The organism is uncultured Aliivibrio sp., assembly GCF_946479765.1.
In the GTDB taxonomy this organism is placed as follows: Bacteria; Pseudomonadota; Gammaproteobacteria; order Enterobacterales; family Vibrionaceae; genus Aliivibrio.
In genome coordinates this window covers 25,599-47,268 of the sequence record NZ_CAMLHO010000025.1, presented here as the reverse complement: position 1 = coordinate 47,268, position 21,670 = coordinate 25,599, and the positions used below count along the sequence as shown (strand labels likewise).

At 38.4% G+C, this 21,670-nt stretch carries 18 protein-coding genes; 7 read left to right on the top strand and 11 right to left on the bottom strand.

What is annotated here, in order from left to right; all coding sequences use genetic code 11:
- Positions 1-36 precede the first annotated feature (36 nt).
- Positions 37-1,389: a peptide MFS transporter gene (locus Q1K78_RS10945; protein WP_300178203.1), complete on the top strand. Its 1,353-nt coding sequence runs from the start codon at positions 37-39 to the stop codon at positions 1,387-1,389.
- Positions 1,390-1,479: 90 nt separating this feature from the next.
- Here Q1K78_RS10945 and Q1K78_RS10940 read toward each other — a convergent pair whose 3' ends face one another.
- From Q1K78_RS10940 to htpG, 10 genes are all read right to left on the bottom strand, one after another.
- Positions 1,480-1,785, bottom strand: coding sequence for a helix-hairpin-helix domain-containing protein (locus tag Q1K78_RS10940; RefSeq protein ID WP_300178200.1), 306 nt, complete (start codon positions 1,783-1,785; stop codon positions 1,480-1,482).
- A gap of 194 nt (positions 1,786-1,979) precedes the next feature.
- A complete protein-coding gene (gene ppiD / locus Q1K78_RS10935) occupies positions 1,980-3,836 on the bottom strand; it encodes a peptidylprolyl isomerase (RefSeq protein ID WP_300178197.1) in 1,857 nt (618 codons plus the stop codon).
- Positions 3,837-4,035: 199 nt separating this feature from the next.
- Positions 4,036-4,308 (bottom strand): HU family DNA-binding protein, encoded by a 273-nt coding sequence (locus Q1K78_RS10930; protein ID WP_300178193.1) that lies wholly within the window; start codon positions 4,306-4,308, stop codon positions 4,036-4,038.
- Between the two features lie 174 nt (positions 4,309-4,482).
- Complete coding sequence (lon, locus tag Q1K78_RS10925; RefSeq protein ID WP_300178190.1) at positions 4,483-6,834, bottom strand: endopeptidase La; 2,352 nt, start codon at positions 6,832-6,834, stop codon at positions 4,483-4,485.
- 133 nt (positions 6,835-6,967) lie between these two features.
- Positions 6,968-8,254, bottom strand: a complete 1,287-nt coding sequence (gene clpX, locus Q1K78_RS10920) for an ATP-dependent protease ATP-binding subunit ClpX (RefSeq protein ID WP_300178187.1) — start codon at positions 8,252-8,254, stop codon at positions 6,968-6,970.
- Between the two features lie 85 nt (positions 8,255-8,339).
- Positions 8,340-8,963: an ATP-dependent Clp endopeptidase proteolytic subunit ClpP gene (gene clpP, locus Q1K78_RS10915; RefSeq protein ID WP_012549607.1), complete on the bottom strand. Its 624-nt coding sequence runs from the start codon at positions 8,961-8,963 to the stop codon at positions 8,340-8,342.
- A gap of 105 nt (positions 8,964-9,068) precedes the next feature.
- Positions 9,069-10,367, bottom strand: a complete 1,299-nt coding sequence (gene tig, locus Q1K78_RS10910) for a trigger factor (protein WP_300178178.1) — start codon at positions 10,365-10,367, stop codon at positions 9,069-9,071.
- Positions 10,368-10,719: 352 nt separating this feature from the next.
- Entirely contained in the window at positions 10,720-11,685 is a 966-nt protein-coding gene (gene hemH, locus Q1K78_RS10905; RefSeq protein WP_300178176.1) for a ferrochelatase, read from the bottom strand.
- 83 nt (positions 11,686-11,768) lie between these two features.
- Positions 11,769-12,413 (bottom strand): adenylate kinase, encoded by a 645-nt coding sequence (gene adk, locus Q1K78_RS10900; RefSeq protein WP_300178173.1) that lies wholly within the window; start codon positions 12,411-12,413, stop codon positions 11,769-11,771.
- 268 nt (positions 12,414-12,681) lie between these two features.
- Positions 12,682-14,580 (bottom strand): molecular chaperone HtpG, encoded by a 1,899-nt coding sequence (htpG, locus tag Q1K78_RS10895; RefSeq protein WP_300178170.1) that lies wholly within the window; start codon positions 14,578-14,580, stop codon positions 12,682-12,684.
- A gap of 212 nt (positions 14,581-14,792) precedes the next feature.
- Here htpG and Q1K78_RS10890 point away from each other — a divergent pair, with 212 nt between their 5' ends.
- Both Q1K78_RS10890 and Q1K78_RS10885 read left to right on the top strand, forming a co-directional pair.
- The gene (locus tag Q1K78_RS10890) at positions 14,793-15,674 is read left to right on the top strand and encodes a transcriptional regulator (RefSeq protein WP_300178167.1); all 882 of its coding nucleotides are present in this window, start codon (positions 14,793-14,795) and stop codon (positions 15,672-15,674) included.
- Positions 15,665-16,216, top strand: a complete 552-nt coding sequence (locus tag Q1K78_RS10885) for a regulatory protein ToxS (RefSeq protein ID WP_300178165.1) — start codon at positions 15,665-15,667, stop codon at positions 16,214-16,216. Before Q1K78_RS10890 ends, Q1K78_RS10885 begins: the two co-directional genes overlap by 10 nt.
- A 113-nt stretch (positions 16,217-16,329) precedes the next feature.
- Here the strand turns inward: Q1K78_RS10885 and yfcE are convergent, their stop codons facing one another.
- Positions 16,330-16,878, bottom strand: coding sequence for a phosphodiesterase (yfcE, locus tag Q1K78_RS10880; protein WP_300178163.1), 549 nt, complete (start codon positions 16,876-16,878; stop codon positions 16,330-16,332).
- 130 nt (positions 16,879-17,008) lie between these two features.
- Here yfcE and Q1K78_RS10875 point away from each other — a divergent pair, with 130 nt between their 5' ends.
- The 4 genes from Q1K78_RS10875 to proX all read left to right on the top strand — a co-directional run bounded on the left by Q1K78_RS10875 (position 17,009) and on the right by proX (position 21,581).
- A complete protein-coding gene (locus tag Q1K78_RS10875; protein WP_300178160.1) occupies positions 17,009-17,914 on the top strand; it encodes a TIGR01777 family oxidoreductase in 906 nt (301 codons plus the stop codon).
- 379 nt (positions 17,915-18,293) lie between these two features.
- Positions 18,294-19,481, top strand: coding sequence for a glycine betaine/L-proline ABC transporter ATP-binding protein ProV (gene proV / locus Q1K78_RS10870; RefSeq protein WP_300178157.1), 1,188 nt, complete (start codon positions 18,294-18,296; stop codon positions 19,479-19,481).
- Between the two features lie 4 nt (positions 19,482-19,485).
- Positions 19,486-20,550, top strand: a complete 1,065-nt coding sequence (proW, locus tag Q1K78_RS10865; RefSeq protein ID WP_300178154.1) for a glycine betaine/L-proline ABC transporter permease ProW — start codon at positions 19,486-19,488, stop codon at positions 20,548-20,550.
- Between the two features lie 23 nt (positions 20,551-20,573).
- Positions 20,574-21,581 (top strand): glycine betaine/L-proline ABC transporter substrate-binding protein ProX, encoded by a 1,008-nt coding sequence (gene proX / locus Q1K78_RS10860; protein WP_300178151.1) that lies wholly within the window; start codon positions 20,574-20,576, stop codon positions 21,579-21,581.
- The last annotated feature ends 89 nt before the right edge of the window (positions 21,582-21,670 follow it).

Below are 21,670 nucleotides of genomic sequence, written 5' to 3'. Positions count from 1 at the left end.
AAAAAGAATAACATATCCACGATAAAAGAGAGCATTATGCCAAACAACAAAACACTGATGGGCCATCCTCAAGGATTGTTCTTACTTTTTGGAACTGAATTATGGGAACGCTTCTCTTACTATGCTATGAGGGCGATTCTGGTCTTGTATTTAACAGACAGAACCATTAATGGTGGTTTAGGTTGGACTGTTAAAGATGCCCTTAGTTTGTACGGTACTTATACTGCATTAATGTATATCACCCCACTTATTGGTGGATGGTTAGCTGATAACCACTTAGGCCAACGAAAATCACTGCTTATTGGTGGCTTTCTTATGGTAGTCGGACAATTCATACTAGCACTTCCTCATGATTTCTTACCGTTCTCAGTTGAGGCCCTTTTTTATGTAGGCTTAGGCTTCCTAATTGCCGGTAATGGTCTATTTAAACCCAATGTATCAACCATGGTTGGTGATTTATACCAAGATGGTGATAACCGTCGTGACGGTGCATTTACTATCTTCTACATGGGTATCAATTTAGGTTCATTATTAGCGGGAGTTGTTTCTGGAACGGTTACAGGTATATGGGGTTGGAAAGCAGGTTTTGCCGCTGCTGGTATTGGCATGATTATTAGTTTAATCATTCAAACTCTATTTGCTCAACGATTCTTAGGTGATATCGGTGTTCGTCCTGCTGCTCATATTGCAAAAGAGAATGCAGCAGCTAAAGGAACATCTCACAATGTACTAAGTAAAATTGAGGTCGACCGCTTAAAAGTAATTATGGTAATGGGTTTATTTGTTATTGTCTTTTGGGCTGGCTTTGAACAAGCTGGTGGCTTAATGAATATCTATTCTCAACAATATACCGATCGAATGATCGGCTCATTTGAAGTTCCTGCGGCATGGTTCCAATCATTAAACCCATTCTTTATTATCGTTTTTGCCCCTCTAATCGCTATGTTATGGGTTAAATTAGGTCCAAAGGAACCAAGCTCCCCGATTAAATTTGCTTTAGCTCTCTTTTTCTTAGCTATTGGTTTTCTTTGTATGGTTGGCGCGGTAATGGAGCAAGGCGGTGACTTAACGATTAAAACATCAATGTATTGGTTAGTCGGTGCTTATTTCTTCCATACTCTAGGTGAATTATGCTTATCTCCTATTGGATTATCATTGGTAACTAAATTAGCGCCATTACGTTTAGCTTCACTAATGATGGGGACGTGGTTTGGATTCAATGCAATTTCTAATTACATCGCAGGCTTAGTTGGCTCACATGTTGAAAGCCTTGGGGCATTAGATATTTTTGCGGGTATTGCTATTACAGCAACTATTTCTGGCGTTCTTCTACTCATGATATCAGGGATACTGATCCGCTGGATGCATGGTGCAGAAAAAGCCCATTAACTTATTTTAAATACACTTAAGAATAAAACACATCAAAACCTCAAAGGCTGCCTAATAATAGGCAGCCTTTTTATATCTTGTGTACTGAGTTTATAATGTCATCCTACTGCGATTCTTTTCCACTAACTTATCGCCAATTCCTTTTACATTAGATAGCTCATCGACTGCTGAAAAACGCCCATTTACTTTTCGGTATTCAACAATCGCTCTTGCTTTTGACTCACCAATACCCACAAGTAAGGTTTTAAGCTCCTCAGCTCCTGCCTCATTAATATTAACGACAACCTCTATACCTTCGTGCTTATTTGCACTTTCTTCTTTAGCAAGAGCCATATTGCTCGAAAATAACATAATAGCTAAAACGACAGAGCTAATTAAACTGGTTATGTGCTTCATTACTATTCCTTGTTTATTTATACCGTTAAATAATGATGTCAGATACTTCTAAAATAAAATTTTAATCTGTCATCAAAAAAAGGATAAATAAACTGAATAAGAAATCCTATTGATACCTTTTTTCTTATTCTAAAAACACGACGGGCGCCAATTAGGCGCCCGTCTGTCTTATTTATCAATTACAAATAAATTGATTACTGATCTAATAATGGATAACTAATATCAGCGTTCGCTTTTAGCGTATCTAATGTTGCAGTTAAGTCTTGTTGAGTTTGAGTTCTTAGCAAACGAGTTGCTACTTGCTCAATCATTGCATCATTATTTAGCTCCAACACACCATCAAGAGCCACAATCACATGGTTACCTTGACGGTCTATTACTTGAGCGTATGTTGATTGACCTTGCTCTGGTTTCTGTAAGCGATAAATGTCATTCGCTAACTCATCTGCACGAGTAATCATTTTAGCTTCAGTAAAGCTTAATGCATTCTCAGATAAATAGTTCATATCCCCTTTATCAAGAGCACCAATTACGCCTTGAGCCAGTTCAAGTGATTTTTGCTCACCTTTTGATTGAGATAAACGAGCAATCACTGCTGATTTAACGTCTTCTAGAGGTAATACCATTTCTTCACGAACATCTTCAACACGAACCACAACAATATGCTCTGGTGCAATTTCAATAACATCTGAATTCAAACCATCTTCTTTTACTTCAGAGCTATAAATTGCTTGTAACACAGCTGAACTAGAAAGCGCTGTTGGAGCATCAACTTGAGAGAAGAAATCAGAAGTGATTATTTTTTCATTAACAGTTTCTGCAGCATCATCTAATGAATCAGGTGATTCAAATGCTTTCTCTGCTAACTCTGTTTGTAAGCTGTAAAAAGCATCCGCAGCATGCTCATCGACAAGAAACGCTTTTATTTCTACACTAACTTCTGCAAGAGGTTTTGTTGTTGGCGCTTCTACACCATCAAGTTGAATAATATGGTAACCAAATGCAGATTTAACTAAACCTGAATGATCGCCTACATTAACCAATTGGAAAGTAGCGTCTTCAAACTCTGGGTCAATAACACCACGTTCAATCCAACCCAAAGAACCACCTTCTTTTGCTGTTGGAATATCTTGCGAATCTTCTTTTGCTACAGTAGAAAAATCTTCACCTGCATCTAAACGAGCCAAAACAGCTTGCGCGTCAGCTTCATCACCTTTGATAAGGATATGACTAACTTCTCGTTTCTCTTGTGTTGAATACTTATCTTTATTTGCTTGGTAATATTCTGTCACTTCTTGCTCTGTAATTGGAGCTTGTGATTTAAGTGAATCTCCAGACAATTCAATGTAAGCAACTTTAACTTGCTCAGGACGAATAAATTGCTGTTTATTCGCATTGTAATATTCTGTAATTTCGCCTTCTGATATTTCTGCCTGATTAGCAAAATCAGCAGTGTTAAGTGTGATCGTACGGATTTCACGTTGTTGTGTTTCTAACGCATTTTGCGCTTCAACTTCATTTGATAACGTAAACTCTGTCGACTCAAGAGCTAGAACAAGTTGGTTTCGAACTAAATCTTGACGTAAATACTCAGCAAAACTCTCAGAACTAAATCCTGCACGACGCAGAGAAATATTAAAGATCTCTTCATCAAATTTGCCATCTTTTTGAAATTGAGGCATCGAAATAATAGCTTGACGAATTTGCTCGTCACTTACACGTAAACCTAAATCTTGAGCTTGATTATCCAGTAATGCATCATTAACCATACGGTCTAGTACTGATTTACGGAATTGCTCAACATAAGCAGGATCACCAAGCAATGTTGAGAAATATTCACCCAACTGTGATTGCATACGATTACGTTCATTCTGGTAAACCTGTTCAAAGTCATTTCGCGTAATTTCTCGCTCACCAACTTTTGCTGCTAGAGGTTGACTTCCACCGACTAAATAACTACCTACACCTGCAAATACAAATGAGAAAATAATTAGACCGAGAATGATCTTAACTACGAGGCCTGTTGAACCTTCGCGAATTCGATCCATCATAATATGTTTTAGCTCCTAATCACTGAATTGGGATAAAATCCCTAAGAAAACGTTAATTTCTATTGATAGTGAAAATTAAAAATAGTTCAACAAAGAAAAATTTAACAATAAAAAAGCGCATCATCGGATGCGCCTACGATCAATCACTCTAGTTTACTAGCCTTAACTTGGCTTGTGTAGAGTTTTATCTTTTTTTCGATTAATTACACGCATCTTTTAATGCTTTACCCGCTTTAAACGCCGGTACTTTTGCCGCTGAAATCTCGATTGCCTCACCAGTTTTAGGATTACGACCAGTACGAGCAGCACGTTCGCGAACGATAAACGAACCAAAACCAACAAGTGTTACTTGATCGCCACTTTTTAGCGTCTCTGTTACTGTTTCAACTAATGCATCTAAAGCGCGGCCAGCTGCTGCTTTTGAGATATCTGCATTCTCAGAAATTTGGTCAACTAATTGAGATTTATTCACGGTATTCCCCTTTAAATTATTCATTCTATGATTAATGAACGAGTCCATATTTTAATATTTGATGAGTGAAGTTATCATCACACAATTAAGGCTTAACTTAGCGATATCAATATAAACTGACAAGTCATTTCGACTTGCCAGCCCTGTTATATCAACGTTTTTTGCTACACATCACTATTTAGATGCTTCAAAGCTAAAGCCTTGAGGATCATTTTTAAGCGCTAAGGTTAATACTTCATCAATCCATTTAACTGGATGAACAGAAAGATCGGCAATCACATTTGCTGGGATCTCTTCTAAATCACGTTCATTATCCTTAGGAATGATGACCGTTTTAATTCCACCACGGTGAGCGGCAAGCAATTTCTCTTTTAAACCACCGATTGGAAGCACTTCCCCACGTAGTGTTATTTCACCCGTCATGGCGACATCAGAACGCACTGGGTTACCAGTCAAGCTTGACACTAGTGCAGTACACATGCCGATACCCGCACTTGGGCCATCTTTTGGTGTTGCGCCTTCAGGAACGTGAACATGAATATCACGCTTCTCATAAAAATCAGGATTAATACCTAATTTTTCAGCACGAGTACGAACCACCGTCATAGCAGCTTGAATCGACTCTTTCATGACATCACCAAGTGAGCCGGTGTAAGCCAATTTACCTTTACCAATCATTGATTCTGCTTCAATCGTCAGCAAATCACCGCCAACTTCAGTCCATGCTAAACCAACTACTTGACCAACACGATCTTCATCGTCCGCTTTACCATAATCACAACGTTGTACCCCCAAGAAATCTTTTAAGTTTTCTTGGTTAATGGTCACTTTCTTAATGGTTTTATCCAATAAGATCTGTTTTACCGCTTTGCGACAAAGTTTCGAGATTTCACGCTCTAAACTACGAACACCGGCTTCACGTGTGTAATAACGGATAATGCCAATAATGGCAGAATCAGCAATTTCAATCTCACTGTTTTTTAAACCATTACGCTTAATCTGTTTGTCCAATAAGTGATTTTTAGCAATATTTAACTTCTCATCTTCTGTGTAACCAGATAGACGAATAACTTCCATACGGTCTAGCAGTGGACCAGGAATATTCATTGAGTTAGACGTTGCTACAAACATTACATCAGAAAGGTCATAATCAACCTCTAGGTAATGGTCACTAAATTTATTGTTTTGCTCTGGATCTAATACCTCAAGAAGTGCAGAAGCAGGATCGCCACGCATATCAGAAGACATTTTATCGATCTCATCCAGTAGAAAAAGTGGGTTTTTCACTTCAACTTTTGACAGTTTTTGGATTAATTTACCCGGAAGAGAACCAATATACGTACGTCGATGACCACGAATTTCAGCTTCATCACGTACACCACCTAACGCCATACGAGTATATTTACGACCTGTTGCTTTCGCAATAGATTGCCCTAATGATGTTTTACCAACACCAGGAGGACCAACTAAACAAAGGATTGGACCTTTAAGTTTAGTCACTCGACTTTGCACCGCTAAATACTCAAGAATGCGTTCTTTAACACGCTCTAGACCATAATGATCAGAATTTAAGATCTCTTCTGCTTTGGCTAAGTCTTTTTTTACTTTAGAGCGTTTAAACCAAGGAACACCAACCAAGCAATCAATATAGCTACGAACCACGGTTGCTTCAGCAGACATTGGAGACATCATTTTTAATTTTTGAAGCTCTTGTTCTGCTTTTTGTTGCACTTCTTGAGGCATTTTTGCATCTGAAATTTTCTTTTGCAGTGCTTCAAATTCATCAGGAACATCATCTAGATCACCCAGCTCTTTTTGAATGGCTTTCATTTGCTCATTCAAATAGTATTCACGCTGACTTTTTTCCATTTGTTTTTTAACGCGACCACGGATACGTTTTTCGATTTGCAATAAATCGATTTCCGACTCCATCATACCCATTAAAAATTCTAAACGAGCAATCACATCTGTTAACTCTAACACTTCTTGCTTATCAACCAATTTAAGCGGCATATGAGCAGCAATGGTGTCCGCAAGACGCGCAGCGTCTTCAATTCCATTAAGTGACGTTAGCACTTCTGGTGGGATTTTTTTATTTAGTTTAATGAAGCCTTCGAATTGATTAATTGCAGAGCGCATAATCACTTCTTGTTCAGCATCATCAATAATCGGTGTCAATAAAAATTCAGCGTCTGCGATGAAGAAATCAGCCTCTAAGAACTGATGAATTTTTGCACGCTGCTGACCTTCAACTAATACTTTAACTGTACCGTCAGGCAACTTTAATAATTGTAAAATTGTCGCGATTGTACCAACGCTGTGTAAGTCATCTAATTCTGGCTCTTCTTTTACAGCTTCTTTTTGTGCCACAAGTAGGACTTGTTTATTTTGCTCCATCGCAGCCTCTAAGCAACGAATAGATTTTTCACGGCCCACAAACAGTGGAATTACCATATGCGGATACACCACTACATCACGTAATGGTAGAACTGGTATCTCAATGCGATCGGAACGCTCCAGGTTCATATTCTTCTCTCTTTCCGTCAGTATCTATAGAAATAATATGGGGGCAAGTAGCTAAGATTCAACATTATTTTCAATTAAAAATAAAAAAGGAGGCCAATGCCTCCTTTTTGTACTGTGTATTAGCTTATATCGACTATTCTGCTGATATTGCTTTCGTTTCTGTATTTTCAAACATTAACAGTGGTTCTGACTCACCGTTAATTACAGACTCGTCGATAACTACTTTAGAAACACCTTCTTTCGATGGTAGTTCATACATAGTATCTAATAATATCGCTTCTAAAATTGAACGAAGACCACGAGCACCCGTTTTACGGTTCATCGCTTTTTTCGCAATCGCTCTCAACGCATCTTCACGGAATTCTAACTCAGCGCCTTCTAAATCAAATAACGCAGCATATTGCTTAGTTAATGCATTCTTAGGTTTACTTAGAATTTGAATCAACGCTTCTTCGTCTAATTCAGTTAATGTGGTTGTTACTGGTAAACGACCAATAAACTCAGGGATTAAACCAAACTTAACTAAATCTTCCGGTTCAATTTGCTTCAATAAATCACCGACCGTTGCTTTATCATCTTTAGAACGAACATCAGCAGCAAAGCCAATACCAGTTCCAGTTGAAACGCGTTGTTCGATTACTTTATCTAAACCTGCAAACGCACCACCACAGATAAATAAGATCTTAGAAGTATCTACTTGTAAGAACTCTTGTTGCGGGTGCTTACGACCACCTTGAGGCGGTACTGATGCAATTGTACCTTCAATCAATTTCAATAGTGCTTGCTGAACACCCTCACCTGACACATCACGTGTGATCGATGGGTTTTCAGACTTACGAGAAATCTTGTCAATTTCATCGATATATACAATGCCACGTTCCGCTTTCGCTGGATCGTAATCGCATTTCTGTAGCAGCTTTTGAATGATGTTTTCTACATCTTCACCTACATAGCCTGCTTCTGTTAGTGTGGTTGCATCCGCCATAGTAAACGGAACATCCAAGAAACGAGCTAGCGTTTCAGCAAGTAATGTTTTACCACTACCTGTTGGACCGATAAGTAAAATATTACTTTTACCTAATTCAACGCCATCTTTTGTAGTATCGCCATTACGTAAACGCTTGTAGTGGTTGTATACCGCTACCGCTAATACTTTTTTCGCATGATCTTGACCAATAACGTAGTCATCTAAATGGCCACGAATATTTTTCGGTGTTGGTAATGCTTCACTACTCTCTTTTGGAGACAGAGTATTATCTTTTAGCTCTTCGCGAATAATGTCGTTACATAAATCAACGCACTCATCACAAACATAAACAGAAGGACCTGCAATTAGTTTACGAACTTCATGCTGGCTTTTTCCGCAAAAAGAGCAATATAGTAACTTTCCACTATTTTCGTCTTTACGCTTGTCTGTCATTTGCTAACCTCTTAAACGTTGCCTTTATGTGTAAGTTTATACTAACTTACCTTCTTTGCTGTAAACGTTACTGCTTTTTTATTAATTAGTCACGCTTATTTAATACAGCATCTACAAGACCGTATTTCACTGCATCATCTGCTGCCATGAAATTATCACGATCGGTATCTTTTTCGATCACTTCTAAAGGCTGACCTGTATGTTCAGCAAGTAGCGTATTCAATTTCTTCTTAATCGTTAAGATTTCTTGAGCATGAATTTGAATATCTGATGCTTGACCTTGGAAACCGCCAAGTGGTTGATGGATCATCACACGAGAGTTAGGTAATACATAACGTTTACCTGGTGCGCCACCAGCAAGTAGGAAGGCACCCATTGAGCATGCTTGGCCCATACATACTGTGCTCACATTTGGTTTGATGAACTGCATTGTGTCATAGATAGACATACCTGCAGTAACAGAACCACCTGGAGAGTTAATGTATAAGAAGATATCCTTATCTGGATTTTCAGACTCAAGGAAAAGCAACTGTGCCACAACTAAGTTGGCCATGTGATCTTCAACTTGACCTGTTAAAAAGATAACGCGCTCTTTTAACAGACGGGAATAAATATCATACGAACGCTCACCACGTGAAGTTTGTTCAACAACCATAGGAACAAGTGCATCCATAATAGAAGGCATTGCATTGTTTTCTTGATAGCTCATAACCGTATCCCTTATAAAATAAATGGTCCGAATGACGCTTCATTCGGACCATTATTAGCAGATCTTGTGAAACTAAGTCAACTAACTACTTAATTAAATTAGAAATTAAGCAGGTTGTTGATTCATTAGTTCGTTAAAGCCTACTGCTTTTTCAGAAACTTGTGCTTTAGCAAGGATAGCTTCAACTGCTTGTTCTTCTAGAGCAACATTACGCATGTTGTTCATCATTTGCTCATTACCTTCGTAGTAAGCAACAACTTCAGTTGGATCTTCGTAAGCAGAAGCCATTTCGTTGATAAGTGCTTTTACTTTCTCATCGTCAGCTTTTAGTTCTTCAGTCTTGATTACTTCACCAAGAAGAAGACCAACAACTACGCGACGTTTAGCTTGTTCTTCGAACAATTCACGTGGAAGCTCAGGAGCAGTATCAGCGTTGCCGCCAAAACGTTGAACAGCTTGTTGACGTAGAACTTCAACTTCTTGATCGATAAGAGCAGAAGGAACATCAATGTTGTTTTGCTCAACTAAACCGTTAATTGCTTGTTCTTTGATCTTATTTTTAACCGCTTGAGCTAATTCACGCTCCATGTTCTTACGAACTTCAGCTTTAAGACCTTCAACACCGCCTTCAGCGCCGAACTTAGTTACGAACTCATCGTTCATTTCTGGAAGTTCACGAGCTTCAACTTTAACTACTGTAATAGCGAACTGTGCCGCTTTACCTTTTAGGTTTTCAGCGTGGTAATCTTCTGGGAAGTTAACATCGATAGTTAATTCATCACCCGCTTTCTTACCTTTAATTCCATCTTCAAAACCAGGGATCATACGACCTTGGCCAATTTCTAGAGGGAAGTTATCTGCTTTTCCGCCTTCAAATAGCTCACCATCGATAGAACCAACAAAGTTGATTGTAGCGCGAGTGCCATCTTCAGCAGCAACGTCAGCATCAGCCCAAGTAGACTGTTGCTTACGTAACGTTTCTAGCATTTCTGCTACGTCTTCGTCTTTAACTTCAACTTGTGGTTTTTCAACAACAACTTTATCTAGACCTTGAAGTGTTACTTCTGGGTAAATTTCAAATGTTGCAGTAAATACTAAATCTTGGCCTTCAGCAAATTCTACTGGTGCAAATGTTGGTGTGCCAGCTGGGTTGATTTTGTTTTTAACGATCGCTTCAATGAAGTGACGGTGCATAACTTCACCCATTTTGTCGTGACGAACTGCGCTGCCATACATTTTAGCAACCATCTTCATTGGCACTTTACCTTTACGGAAGCCATCGAAGCGACGATTTTTAGCGATGTTACGAAGTTCTGCGTTTACAGCATCTTCAATGTTTGCAGCTGGAACAGTAATAGTTAGAACGCGCTCTAGGCCTTCTTTATTTTCAACAGTAACTTGCATGTTTATATAAACCTCAAAATCGACTCAGGTTCTCTGAGTTTGCGACAAAAAAACGTGTCGCATCCTTGTGTTACAGGCCTAATAGAATAGAAACCGTAACCCCTATGATTCGTGATACCAAATTGGGTATCTTCTTTTATCTACTTATTTTAAAGAACATAAGCAGACCGCGTATTTCATTGAACAAAATACGACATTTAGCCAAGTGGCAAAATAAGACGCGATATTGTAGCGACCTGACCTATCTATGTCGAGGATCACTACGCACGTAGATAATCTTTAATAGGAAATTGGGCAATGAGTAGGACTTTTCAACCCTAATAAATATTTTTTTTCTAAAAAATACGTTTAATTAACGTGAAATCCTTTGGCTCACAATATTAGCCATCATTTCGATGTGTAATGCATCATCATTTAAGCATGGAATAAAGGTGTATTTTTGACCACCTGCTTCCATAAATATTTCTTTGCATTCTTCTGATAGCTCTTCTAACGTTTCTAAGCAATCTGAAGAAAATGCCGGACTAATAATATCTAACGACTGGATCCCTTTTGGGGTCAATTCTTTTAATGTTTCAGACGTATAAGGCTGTAGCCACGCCTCTCGTCCAAAGCGAGACTGATAGCTCATACCTATTTGTTCAGGCATTAATTCCAACTCTTGAGCGAGCAATTCTGTTGTTCGCTCACAATGCTGTGCGTAGATATCCCCCTTATCAACAAAACGCTGTGGGATCCCATGATACGAACATAAAACATAGTCCCCTTTCCCATTCTTATCCCATGAAAGACGAATCGACTCAGCAAGTGCTTTGATATAAAGAGGATGATCATGATAATTATGTACCAATGAAAAATTTGGTAACACGGGGGTGGTTTTATATTGCTTGGCAATTTGGTCAAAAACAGCAGCTGTTGTCGTTCGAGAATACTGGGGATACAAGGGTAAAATTACGATCTCTTCGCATCCTTGCTCTTCTAGTAGTTCAATTCCTGATTTGATCGTCGGTTGACCATAAGTCATGCCCAATGCAACCGGCATCGAAAGACGTTCTTGCAAGGCTTTCACTTGTCGTTGTGAATAGACCATTAAAGGAGAACCATCATCCATCCAGACGCTTTGATATAACTTAGCCACTTTAGGCGCTCGTATAGGAAGGATCACACCGTGAAGTAATGGACACCAAAGAAAACGATTCATATCTACTACACGTTTATCATGCAAAAACTCAGACAAGAAAGCTTTAACCGCTGATGTAGTTGGCGCTGTCGGCGTACCAAGATTAACTAATAGCACTCCAGTTTTCTTATTATTCACAGTTATCATCCATTATTTTCTATAAAAAAAGGCGACCAATAAGGCCGCCTTCAATATAACAATAAATTGTTCGTTAAGTAAGATTACGAAAGTGCTTTTTCGATCTCTGCGCTAACTTCAGCAACTAATTTAGTGCCATCAAATTTAAGGTATTCTGTTTTACCAGCTTCCGCTTCTTTTGTGTAATAAGCGATAAGTGGTGCCGTTTGCTCATGGTAAACACCTAAACGAGCAAGAACTGTCTCAGGCTTATCATCTTCACGAATAACAAGAGGCTCACCAGTTACATCATCTTGGCCTTCAACTTTAGAAGGGTTGAATGTAACGTGGTATGTACGACCTGAAGGAAGGTGTGCACGACGACCAGACATACGCTCAACGATTACTTCATCAGCAACATCAAACTCAAGAACGTAATCGATTGATACACCGTTCTCTTTTAGGCCATCAGCTTGAGGAATTGTGCGTGGGAAGCCATCTAGTAGGAAACCTTTAGCGCAATCTTCTTGAGCAATACGCTCTTTAACAAGACCAAGAATGATCTCATCAGATACAAGTTGACCTGCATCGATTACAGATTTAGCTTGTTTGCCCATTTCAGTGCCTGCTTTAATAGCTGCACGTAGCATGTCACCTGTAGATATTTGTGGAATACCATATTTATCCATGATGAACTGAGCTTGAGTACCTTTACCCGCACCGGGTGCACCTAAAAGGATGATACGCATTGTTTTCCCCTTAAAAAATAATCTTGGAATTTATACCAAACCTTACAAGTAGATCTAATGGCTACTTATAAACTTAGGTATAAGTTTTATTTCTAAAAATAAGTCGTGAAAGATACACGTAACGGTGAAAGCTAGCAAGTTTGAGATTCAAAAAGCAAAAACTCACGCTTATATTGTGTGTATTTTAAGCATAAAAAAACAATGAGACCTTAGTGGGCTCTCGCCATCTAAGATCTCATTTACTTTATAACTTACTTCTATTTCTCAATTACTTTGATAATAATTGATTCATCGCACTTAAGAATTGTGATGGATCATCTAAAGAGCCACGTTCTGCTAACATTGCTTGACCAAGCAGCATTTCAACCCAACGACCAAATGCTTCTTCATCCGCTTCATCTGCCATTTGTTTAATTAAGGCATGCTCAGGGTTAATTTCAAAAATGTACTTCACTTCAGGAGCAGGTTGACCAGCAGCTTCTAAAAGTTTCGCCATTTGCGTACCCATTTCAAAATCATCAGTCACTACAACCGCTGGTGTTGTCGCTAATTTAAAGGTAGTACGAACCTCTTTAACACGATCACCTAAGTAGGCTTTCGTGCGTTCAACAACCGATTTAAACTCTTCTGCTGTTTCTTTTTGTTTCTCTTTTTCTGCATCATCTTCAAACTTACTTAAATCTAAGCCCGCTTTTGTGATTGATTGGAATTGCTTACCATCAAATTCCATTAAGTAGCTCATCATCCACTCATCAATGCGATCATACATCAGTACCACTTCAATGCCTTTCGCCTTGAATTGCTCTAAGTGTGGGCTATTTTTTGCAGCAGCGTAACTGTCTGATGTTAAGTAGAAAATCTTATCTTGATCTTCTTTCATGCGCTCAACATAACCAGCTAAAGCCATTGCTTGCTCTGAACTGTCTTTGTCTGTTGAAGCAAAGCGTAATAAATTCGCAATTTTATCTTTATTTGCAAAATCTTCAGCCATGCCTTCTTTTAGAACTTGACCAAACTCTTTCCAGAAAGATAAGTACTTATCATTGTCTTTTTTAGCGGTCTTCTCAAGCATACTTAATACACGTTTTGTACATGCGCCACGTAATGATTGAGTGACTTTATTATCTTGAAGAATTTCACGAGATACGTTTAATGGTAAATCATTAGAATCAATCAAACCCTTAACAAAACGTAGGTAGCTTGGCATAAACTGCTCAGCATCATCCATAATGAATACACGTTGAACATACAGTTTTAAGCCACTTTTATGATCACGATTCATCATATCAAATGGGGCTTTCGCTGGAATGTAAAGTAGACTTGTATAATCGTTTTTACCTTCTACTTTATTGTGGCTCCAGGTTAGAGGGTCAGCAAAGTCATGTGATACGTGCTTATAGAACTCTTGGTACTCGGCATCTTCAATTTCTGATTTGCTACGAGTCCAAAGCGCTTGAGCTTTATTGATTTGCTCCCACTTCCCTTCTTTATCTTTTCCTTCTTCGTCTTTTTCTACACTCCAAAGAGAAACAGGAATACCGATATGATCAGAGTATTTACCAATAACTTCTTTTAGACGCCATTCACTTAAGAACTCTTTACCTTCTTCACGCATATGAAGAATGATATCTGTACCACGAGTTTCTTTAGTAATGTCTTCAATCGTGTAGTCACCCTCACCTTCAGAGTGCCATTGAACCGCTTGGTCTTTTGCTGTACCCGCTTCACGAGTACGAACCGTTACGGCATCAGCCACGATGAATGCAGAATAAAAACCAACACCAAATTGACCAATAAGTTGCGAGTCTTTACTTTGGTCATCTGATAGTTTTGAGAAGAAATCAGCCGTACCCGATTTTGCAATCGTACCTAGATGTTCAATAACATCTTCACGGCTCATACCAATACCATTATCAGAAATGGTTAATGTATTTGCTGCTACGTTAAAAGACAATTTTACACCAAGATCTGCATTACCTTCATACAAGTCACCATTTGATAGTGCTTTGAAGCGTAGTTTATCTGATGCATCTGAAGCATTTGATATTAATTCACGTAAAAATATCTCTTTATTTGAGTATAAAGAGTGGATCATTAGATGAAGTAGTTGCTTCACTTCTGATTGGAAGCCACGTGTTTCTTTATTATTAATCGTTTGTTCGTTCATCTATAAACTCCGAATTAGGTAATATAATTAACTTATTAATTAAAATGAGGTCTTAAAATAACAATTCAAGGTAAAGCAATGTAAAAAACACTGTTTTTTTGCTTTTTTTATACTATAAAATGCGTAATGATAAGTTTTGACATAAAATAGACATTCTAAAAATGATACTTGGATATCATAAATAAGAATCACCATTACTGAGTTAACAACCAATGAATATAGAAAATAACAAAATTATTATTGGCAACCGGTTTCTATTCGATCCAAACGACAATAGCCTCATCGATACATTAAATGATGATGAAATTATTCGTTTAGGTGGCAATGAAAGCCGTGTTTTAAGCCTACTTATTCAAGAGCCGGGAAAGGTTGTTAGTCGTCATGAATTACATGAATATGTATGGCGAGAACAAGGATTTGAAGTCGATGATTCTAGTTTAACACAAGCTATTTCGACGTTACGAAAAATGCTACAAGACCCAACTAAATTACCTGTTTATGTGAAAACAGTGCCTAAACGTGGTTATCAGTTTATTTCAACTGCGGACACTCAAGTAGATGAAAATACCTCACCTGAAGTTGATACTAATATTGAAGATTCAATTGATACTAGTACCCATTTATTTGAGCATCAAGAGTCTACTCCGGAAACATCAACCAATACGTCTGTAAATGGAACCTCAGTAAAAAACACAGCCACGGCAAATGCAACAAAAGAAAAGATCCCTCAAGCTCATCTTTCTTTGCTTGGAACGATCATTTTGATTGTTGCTTTTATTTTGCCCATTATTGCTTATGTTAACCATACGCCAAAATCAGATGCTTTCATTGAAGTGGCGAACTATGACAACACCCCGATTTTCGTTCCGGTGAACCATCCAAATATAGACAAATGGCAACCATTGATTAAACAATGCACTATTTTATATAATTCAAATCATACTGACTCACTAAAACCAATGGAAGTAATTGCTACCAGTGGGCAACCGAATCAAATTACATTGAATTATATTCATAATGAAGAACACAGTGATCAAAGCATTAGCGTTCGTTTGCTAATAAATCAAAAAGAGGTAGATAAAGTATGTGGCTAAACGACGAACAATTACCTCTAGTGAAACGTTTTTTTCCAATTACTCTTCTTCTCATTTCAATAATAGGCAGTGGCTGGTTTTATTGGAAAAGTGACAGTAAAGTTGAGCAACTACTCACATCTAAAGAATGGCAAAGCATGAGTACCGTTCGTATCGACAGCAACGTTGATTATGACGATATGGGACCGTTAAAGCGAGCTGACATAAAATCAAATGTAGTTTACTTACCTAATAAAACGTACTCTAAGTCGTCAACATTGACCATTTATAGTGTTTTAGATAATGGTCAACATCCATTAACAATTAATGTAATGGAAACCGGTAACTGGGAATATAGTGGTGATTATCTTCTTATTGACCCAATCGAATTTAAAGATGTTACATCAAGTGATAATAAAGAATTCACTGGAGCGCAGAAAAAATTAATCATGCGCGTCTTTAGAATGGATGATCAACAAAGCAAACGTGTTGATGTGATTAATGATAAAACATTATTACTGACCAGTTTAAACTATGGCTCAGGGATTTTATTTTCTCATTAAGTTCACTACACAGAGCTTAATATAAAAGATCCGAGACGATTATCTTCTCGGATCTTTTATATCTGATCTACATTTAAGTAAGAAAAATCCAATGCAAATTTAGCTTAGTATTATTACAACTCGATATAATTCAAAATATTTCCATCAAAATCAAGAACTGACAGGTTAGTCCCATCCAGTAAGCCGTAGCTTGGCTTTCCGCCTTCGTTACGTGGGAAGGTCGTTGAACCCGGGTTAAAAATAATCTGCTCTCCTTGCCATTCCGCTACCGTAATATGAGTGTGCCCATGTGCGATAATATCGCCTTTTTTCAGTAGCGGACGCTTATCTGCATTGTAAATATGCCCATGAGTTAAAAATATTTTTTCCCCCGTTGGCAATAATACGATGTTGTAATCTGACATGATCGGAAAAGACAGCAGCATTTGATCCACTTCACTGTCACAATTCCCTCTTACTGCGATGATAGACTCTGCGTACTGATTTAGTAACTCAGCAACCGCAAGAGGATTATGCCCTTCAGGTATTGGATTTCTCGGACCAAAGTTAATTAAGTCACCAAGCAGAATTAAGTGATCCGCTTTAGAGGCTAAAAACGTATCAATAACACGTTGAGTTGCAGGAAAAGAACCATGCAGATCTGAGGCAAAAAATAATTTCACAAAGAGTCCTTAAATTTAAAAAGGTATTTCAAACATGAATTATAAAGGAAAACAGCATGAAAGTTGCCAATCAGTGAACTCAATTTATACTTAGGTCATCAGATATTAGGAATATCTTGCAGGAGACGAGATGAAAATACTTATTACAGGCAGTACTGGGTTAATCGGAAAGCAGTTATTAGACCATCTAAAAGGTCACAATTTAGTACTTTTAACCCGTGACACAAAAAAAGCAGAATCGGCACTAAGTCATCTTGCTTTACCTCACGCTGATTTTATTTCCGATCTTGGTTATTTTCAGGATTTTAACGATATTGATGTCGTCATAAATCTCGCGGGAGAACCTATTGCTGAAAAAAAATGGACTAGAAAACAAAAGAAAATCATTACCGATAGTCGATGTGCTCTTACCGATACCCTAGCTCAACTCTGCCTGAAATCAACCAATCCACCACGTTGTTTTATTTCTGGATCCGCCATTGGCTATTACGGTGATAATGGAAACCAAGATATAGATGAAACAACGCAAATTTTATCGTCTGATTTTGCACACCAAGTCTGTCAACAATGGGAGAATAAAGCCCTACAAGCACAATGCGAGCACACTCGTGTTTGTATTTTGCGTACAGGTGTCGTTCTATCCCCCTTGGGAGGTGCTCTTAAAAAAATGCTATTGCCTTATCAATGCGGTCTCGGAGGCCCTATAGGTAACGGTAAGCAATACATGTCATGGATACATATTGATGACATGGTTCTCGCCATCTTGCATTTAATAGAACAAGAAAAAAGTTGTGGTATTTATAATCTAACCGCTCCTCACCCAGTAACAAATACAACATTTAGCCAGACCTTAGCAAAAACACTAAAACGACCTCACTTTTTATTTACTCCCCAAATCATCATCAAAGGTATATTAGGTGAAGCTTCAGTGCTACTTACTGATAGCCAAAGAGTCCGCCCAAAACGCTTAGTGCATGAAGATTTTAAGTTCCGTTACTCACGTATTGAATCTGCACTTAAACAATTACTTAATTGAGCCAACACACCCTTAAATAAGTAAGCTCAACGTATCAAAATTTGAGTTTACTTATCATTTTATATACTCAACAATTCAAACATACCCCCACCACCTTAAATGATTTGAGCTCAAATCAATTAGGTGGATTGCCTAAGCTTAGTTAAATCATACAACTTCATATTATTTCTTTTATTATCTTTTGAAGATAACACAAAACCAACAATATAAAAAAATACCCCTAAATAACAAGTAGGTAGCAGGGTTTATTTTTATTGAATTTATAACAAATATCGTCAAGTAATACGTGTGATCGCTTATTTACCAAGCGATGACTCTTGATTGATATTTATAATTTAATTATAGTACTAATGATTTTTTCAATCAAAGGACTTAAAAAATGAATCCCATACTGGAAGTTAAGGGACTATACAAAGTGTTTGGAGAGGACACTGACCGCGCATTTTCAATGATTAATGAAGGCGTAAATAAAGATGACATATTTGAAAAAACAGGGTTAACCATTGGTGTTAATAACGTATCACTCAGTATTCAAGAAGGTGAAATTTTCGTAATCATGGGTTTATCTGGTTCAGGGAAATCCACTCTAGTTCGCCTTCTAAATCGACTTATCGAGCCAACCGAAGGCAGTGTTTTTCTGAAAGGCAAAGACATTGCACATATCTCTGAAGAAGAACTTCGTCAAGTTCGTCGCAATAACATTTCAATGGTTTTCCAAAACTTCGCACTCATGCCACACATGACCGTCATTGAAAACGCAGCCTTTGGTTTAGAGCTAGCTGGCGTTGACGTTGAAAAACGTAAACAATGTGCATTAAGTGCATTAGAAAGAGTTGGACTTGATGTTTATGCTGAATCTTATCCTGATGAATTATCTGGTGGTATGAAGCAGCGTGTGGGTTTAGCACGAGCATTGGCTTGTGACCCAGACATTCTCTTAATGGACGAAGCATTTTCCGCTCTTGATCCTCTGATCAGAACAGAAATGCAAGATGAACTCATTCGTCTACAGAATGATGATAAACGTACTATTGTCTTTATCTCTCACGATTTAGATGAAGCAATGCGTATTGGTGACCGAATTGCCATCATGCAAAATGGTGAAGTGGTTCAAGTTGGGACACCTGACGATATCCTCAATAACCCTGCCAATGATTATGTAGAAGCCTTTTTCCGTGGCGTTAATGTCGCTAATGTTTTAACGGCAAAAGACATTGCTCGCAAAAAACCTGCTGCAATGTTTAAAAAATCAGAACACGACGGCCCCGCTTCAGCCCTTCAATACTTGATGGATAACGACAGAGAATATGGCATCGTAGTAGATAAAAGCAGCCTCTATTCTGGCATTGTTTCTGTTGACTCTCTTCGTGAAGCCCACAACGATAATAATTCACTTATTAGCGCGCAACTCCCTGATGGACTAACGCTGAAACCAAACCAAGCTATCAACGATATTTTAGGTTTAGTCGCTAACGTTCCTTACTCAGTGCCTGTTGTTGATGAAAATGGTAATTACTTTGGTGTTGTGACGAAATCACGACTACTTCAGACGTTAGATAAGGGGTAGAGCGATGTCAACAAATCAAACAAACAATGACCCATGGTCACAAACTACAACAGCTCCAAGTGCTGATCCTTGGGGTCAAGCTAGCGACACATCAGCATCAGCAGATTGGTTAAACAGTGAGGCCGTTGAAGTCACAGCATTTGACCCATTGAATCCATTTGAAGAAGCCGTACTTCCTGTTGATGTTTGGGTCGAATCAGGCTTAAACTGGTTAGTTGAGCATGGACGCCCCTTATTTCAAGCGGTTCGAGTTCCAATTGACTTTATCTTAAGCTCTTTTGAAACTGCATTAGTCTCAACGCCTGCCCCGTTTATGCTCATTATTCTATTTTTATTAGCGTGGCAATTCTCGAACCTTAAACTGGGGATCTCAACAGCAGTTTCATTGCTTGTCATCGGTCTTATCGGTGCTTGGTCTGAGGCAATGACAACACTTTCACTAGTGATGACGTCTGTCTTTTTCTGTTTGCTTATCGGTCTGCCGATGGGAATTTGGCTAGCAAGAAGTAAAACGGCAGCGAAGTTTATTCGCCCAATACTCGATGCGATGCAAACCACACCCGCCTTTGTTTACCTAGTTCCAATCGTTATGTTATTTGGTATTGGTAATGTTCCAGGCGTTGTTGTAACCATTATCTTTGCACTGCCTCCTGTTGTCCGCTTAACCATTCTTGGTATTCAACAAGTACCAGAAGAGTTAATCGAAGCTGGTCACGCGTTTGGTGCTAATAAAAAACAGATGCTGTATCGAATTCAACTTCCACTTGCACTGCCAACCATTATGGCAGGTGTTAACCAAACCCTGATGCTATCGCTATCAATGGTGGTTATCGCGTCAATGATTGCCGTTGGCGGCCTAGGGCAAATGGTATTACGAGGAATAGGTCGTTTAGACATGGGACTTGCGGCTGTCGGTGGTTTAGGCATTGTTATTCTTGCTATTTTACTCGACCGAATCACCCAAGTATTAGGTGTAAACGCAGGTAACACTAAATTACGTTGGTACAACATGGGACCCGTGTCCATCCTACTAAATATGTTTGCTCAGAAAAAAGAACTAAAAACATAATTAAAACTTAAGGAGAAATAATAATGATTAATTCATGGAAGAAAGCACTAACGGTAAGTATCGTTTCCACTTTGGCTTTATCAACGAACGTTTGGGCTGAAAAACTTCCTGGCGAAGGGGTTACAGTTCAAGCCCTTCAATCAACCGTTGCTGAAGAGACATTCCAAACGTCTATTGTTAACCGAGCACTTGAAGAGCTAGGCTACGATGTTCAACCAACAAAAGAAGTTGATTACAACGTTGCTTATACATCAATCGCAAAAGGCGATGCGACTTTTCTTGCGGTAGGTTGGTTCCCTCTTCATGCTGACAAATACAAAATGTCTGGTGGCGATGATAAATTTTACCGCCAAGGTCAATATGTTAGTGGTGCAGCGCAAGGTTACTTGATTGATAAAAAAACGGCTGAAAAATACGGCATCACTAATATTGGTCAATTAAAAGATCCAAAAATTGCAAAATTATTTGATGCAAATGGTGATGGTAAAGCAGATCTTACCGGCTGTAACCCTGGATGGGGTTGCGAAATGGTAATCGAACACCAAATTGGTGCTTATCAACTTGAAGACACCGTCACGCACAACCAAGGTAACTACGCCGCGATCATTGCTGATACCATTTCACGCTACAAAAATGGTGAACCTGTTATCTATTATACTTGGACACCTTATTGGGTAAGTGGCGTTCTTGTTCCTAATAGAGATGTAGTATGGCTAGAAGTCCCTTTCTCTGCCCTACCAGGGGATCGTAAAGATGTTGATACTACTTTGTCTAATGGTAAAAACTACGGTTTTGAAATGAACTCTATGCGTATCATTGCTAATAAAGAGTTTGCGGCACAAAACCCTGCCGCTGCTAAATTATTTGAAATCATCAAACTGAATATTAATGACGTTAGTGCTCAAAATATGATAATGAGTAAAGGCAAGAACAGCACGGCTGACATCGAATCACACGTTAATGGTTGGATAAAAGCAAACCGAGCTCAATTTGATTCTTGGATTGCTGAAGCAAAAAAAGCAGCGCTGTAATTTATCTTTAATTATTATCAGGCTTAGTTTCAGATAATAATTTGATAGGTTTTACTAAGGCCAATAGCATCAGCTACTGGCCTTTTTTG

Bases quoted from the DNA above. Each gene is read 5' to 3' on its own strand.
- adk (WP_300178173.1), bottom strand. From the start codon at position 12,413: ATGCGTATCATCCTTTTAGGTGCACCCGGTGCGGGTAAAGGTACTCAA.
- proX (WP_300178151.1), top strand. From the start codon at position 20,574: ATGATTAATTCATGGAAGAAAGCACTAACGGTAAGTATCGTTTCCACT.
- proW (WP_300178154.1), top strand. From the start codon at position 19,486: ATGTCAACAAATCAAACAAACAATGACCCATGGTCACAAACTACAACA.
- ppiD (WP_300178197.1), bottom strand. From the start codon at position 3,836: ATGATGGATCGAATTCGCGAAGGTTCAACAGGCCTCGTAGTTAAGATC.
- lon (WP_300178190.1), bottom strand. From the start codon at position 6,834: ATGAACCTGGAGCGTTCCGATCGCATTGAGATACCAGTTCTACCATTA.
- Q1K78_RS10945 (WP_300178203.1), top strand. From the start codon at position 37: ATGCCAAACAACAAAACACTGATGGGCCATCCTCAAGGATTGTTCTTA.
- proV (WP_300178157.1), top strand. From the start codon at position 18,294: ATGAATCCCATACTGGAAGTTAAGGGACTATACAAAGTGTTTGGAGAG.
- htpG (WP_300178170.1), bottom strand. From the start codon at position 14,580: ATGAACGAACAAACGATTAATAATAAAGAAACACGTGGCTTCCAATCA.
- clpX (WP_300178187.1), bottom strand. From the start codon at position 8,254: ATGACAGACAAGCGTAAAGACGAAAATAGTGGAAAGTTACTATATTGC.
- Q1K78_RS10890 (WP_300178167.1), top strand. From the start codon at position 14,793: ATGAATATAGAAAATAACAAAATTATTATTGGCAACCGGTTTCTATTC.
- Q1K78_RS10940 (WP_300178200.1), bottom strand. From the start codon at position 1,785: ATGAAGCACATAACCAGTTTAATTAGCTCTGTCGTTTTAGCTATTATG.
- tig (WP_300178178.1), bottom strand. From the start codon at position 10,367: ATGCAAGTTACTGTTGAAAATAAAGAAGGCCTAGAGCGCGTTCTAACT.
- Q1K78_RS10885 (WP_300178165.1), top strand. From the start codon at position 15,665: ATGTGGCTAAACGACGAACAATTACCTCTAGTGAAACGTTTTTTTCCA.
- Q1K78_RS10875 (WP_300178160.1), top strand. From the start codon at position 17,009: ATGAAAATACTTATTACAGGCAGTACTGGGTTAATCGGAAAGCAGTTA.
- clpP (WP_012549607.1), bottom strand. From the start codon at position 8,963: ATGAGCTATCAAGAAAACAATGCAATGCCTTCTATTATGGATGCACTT.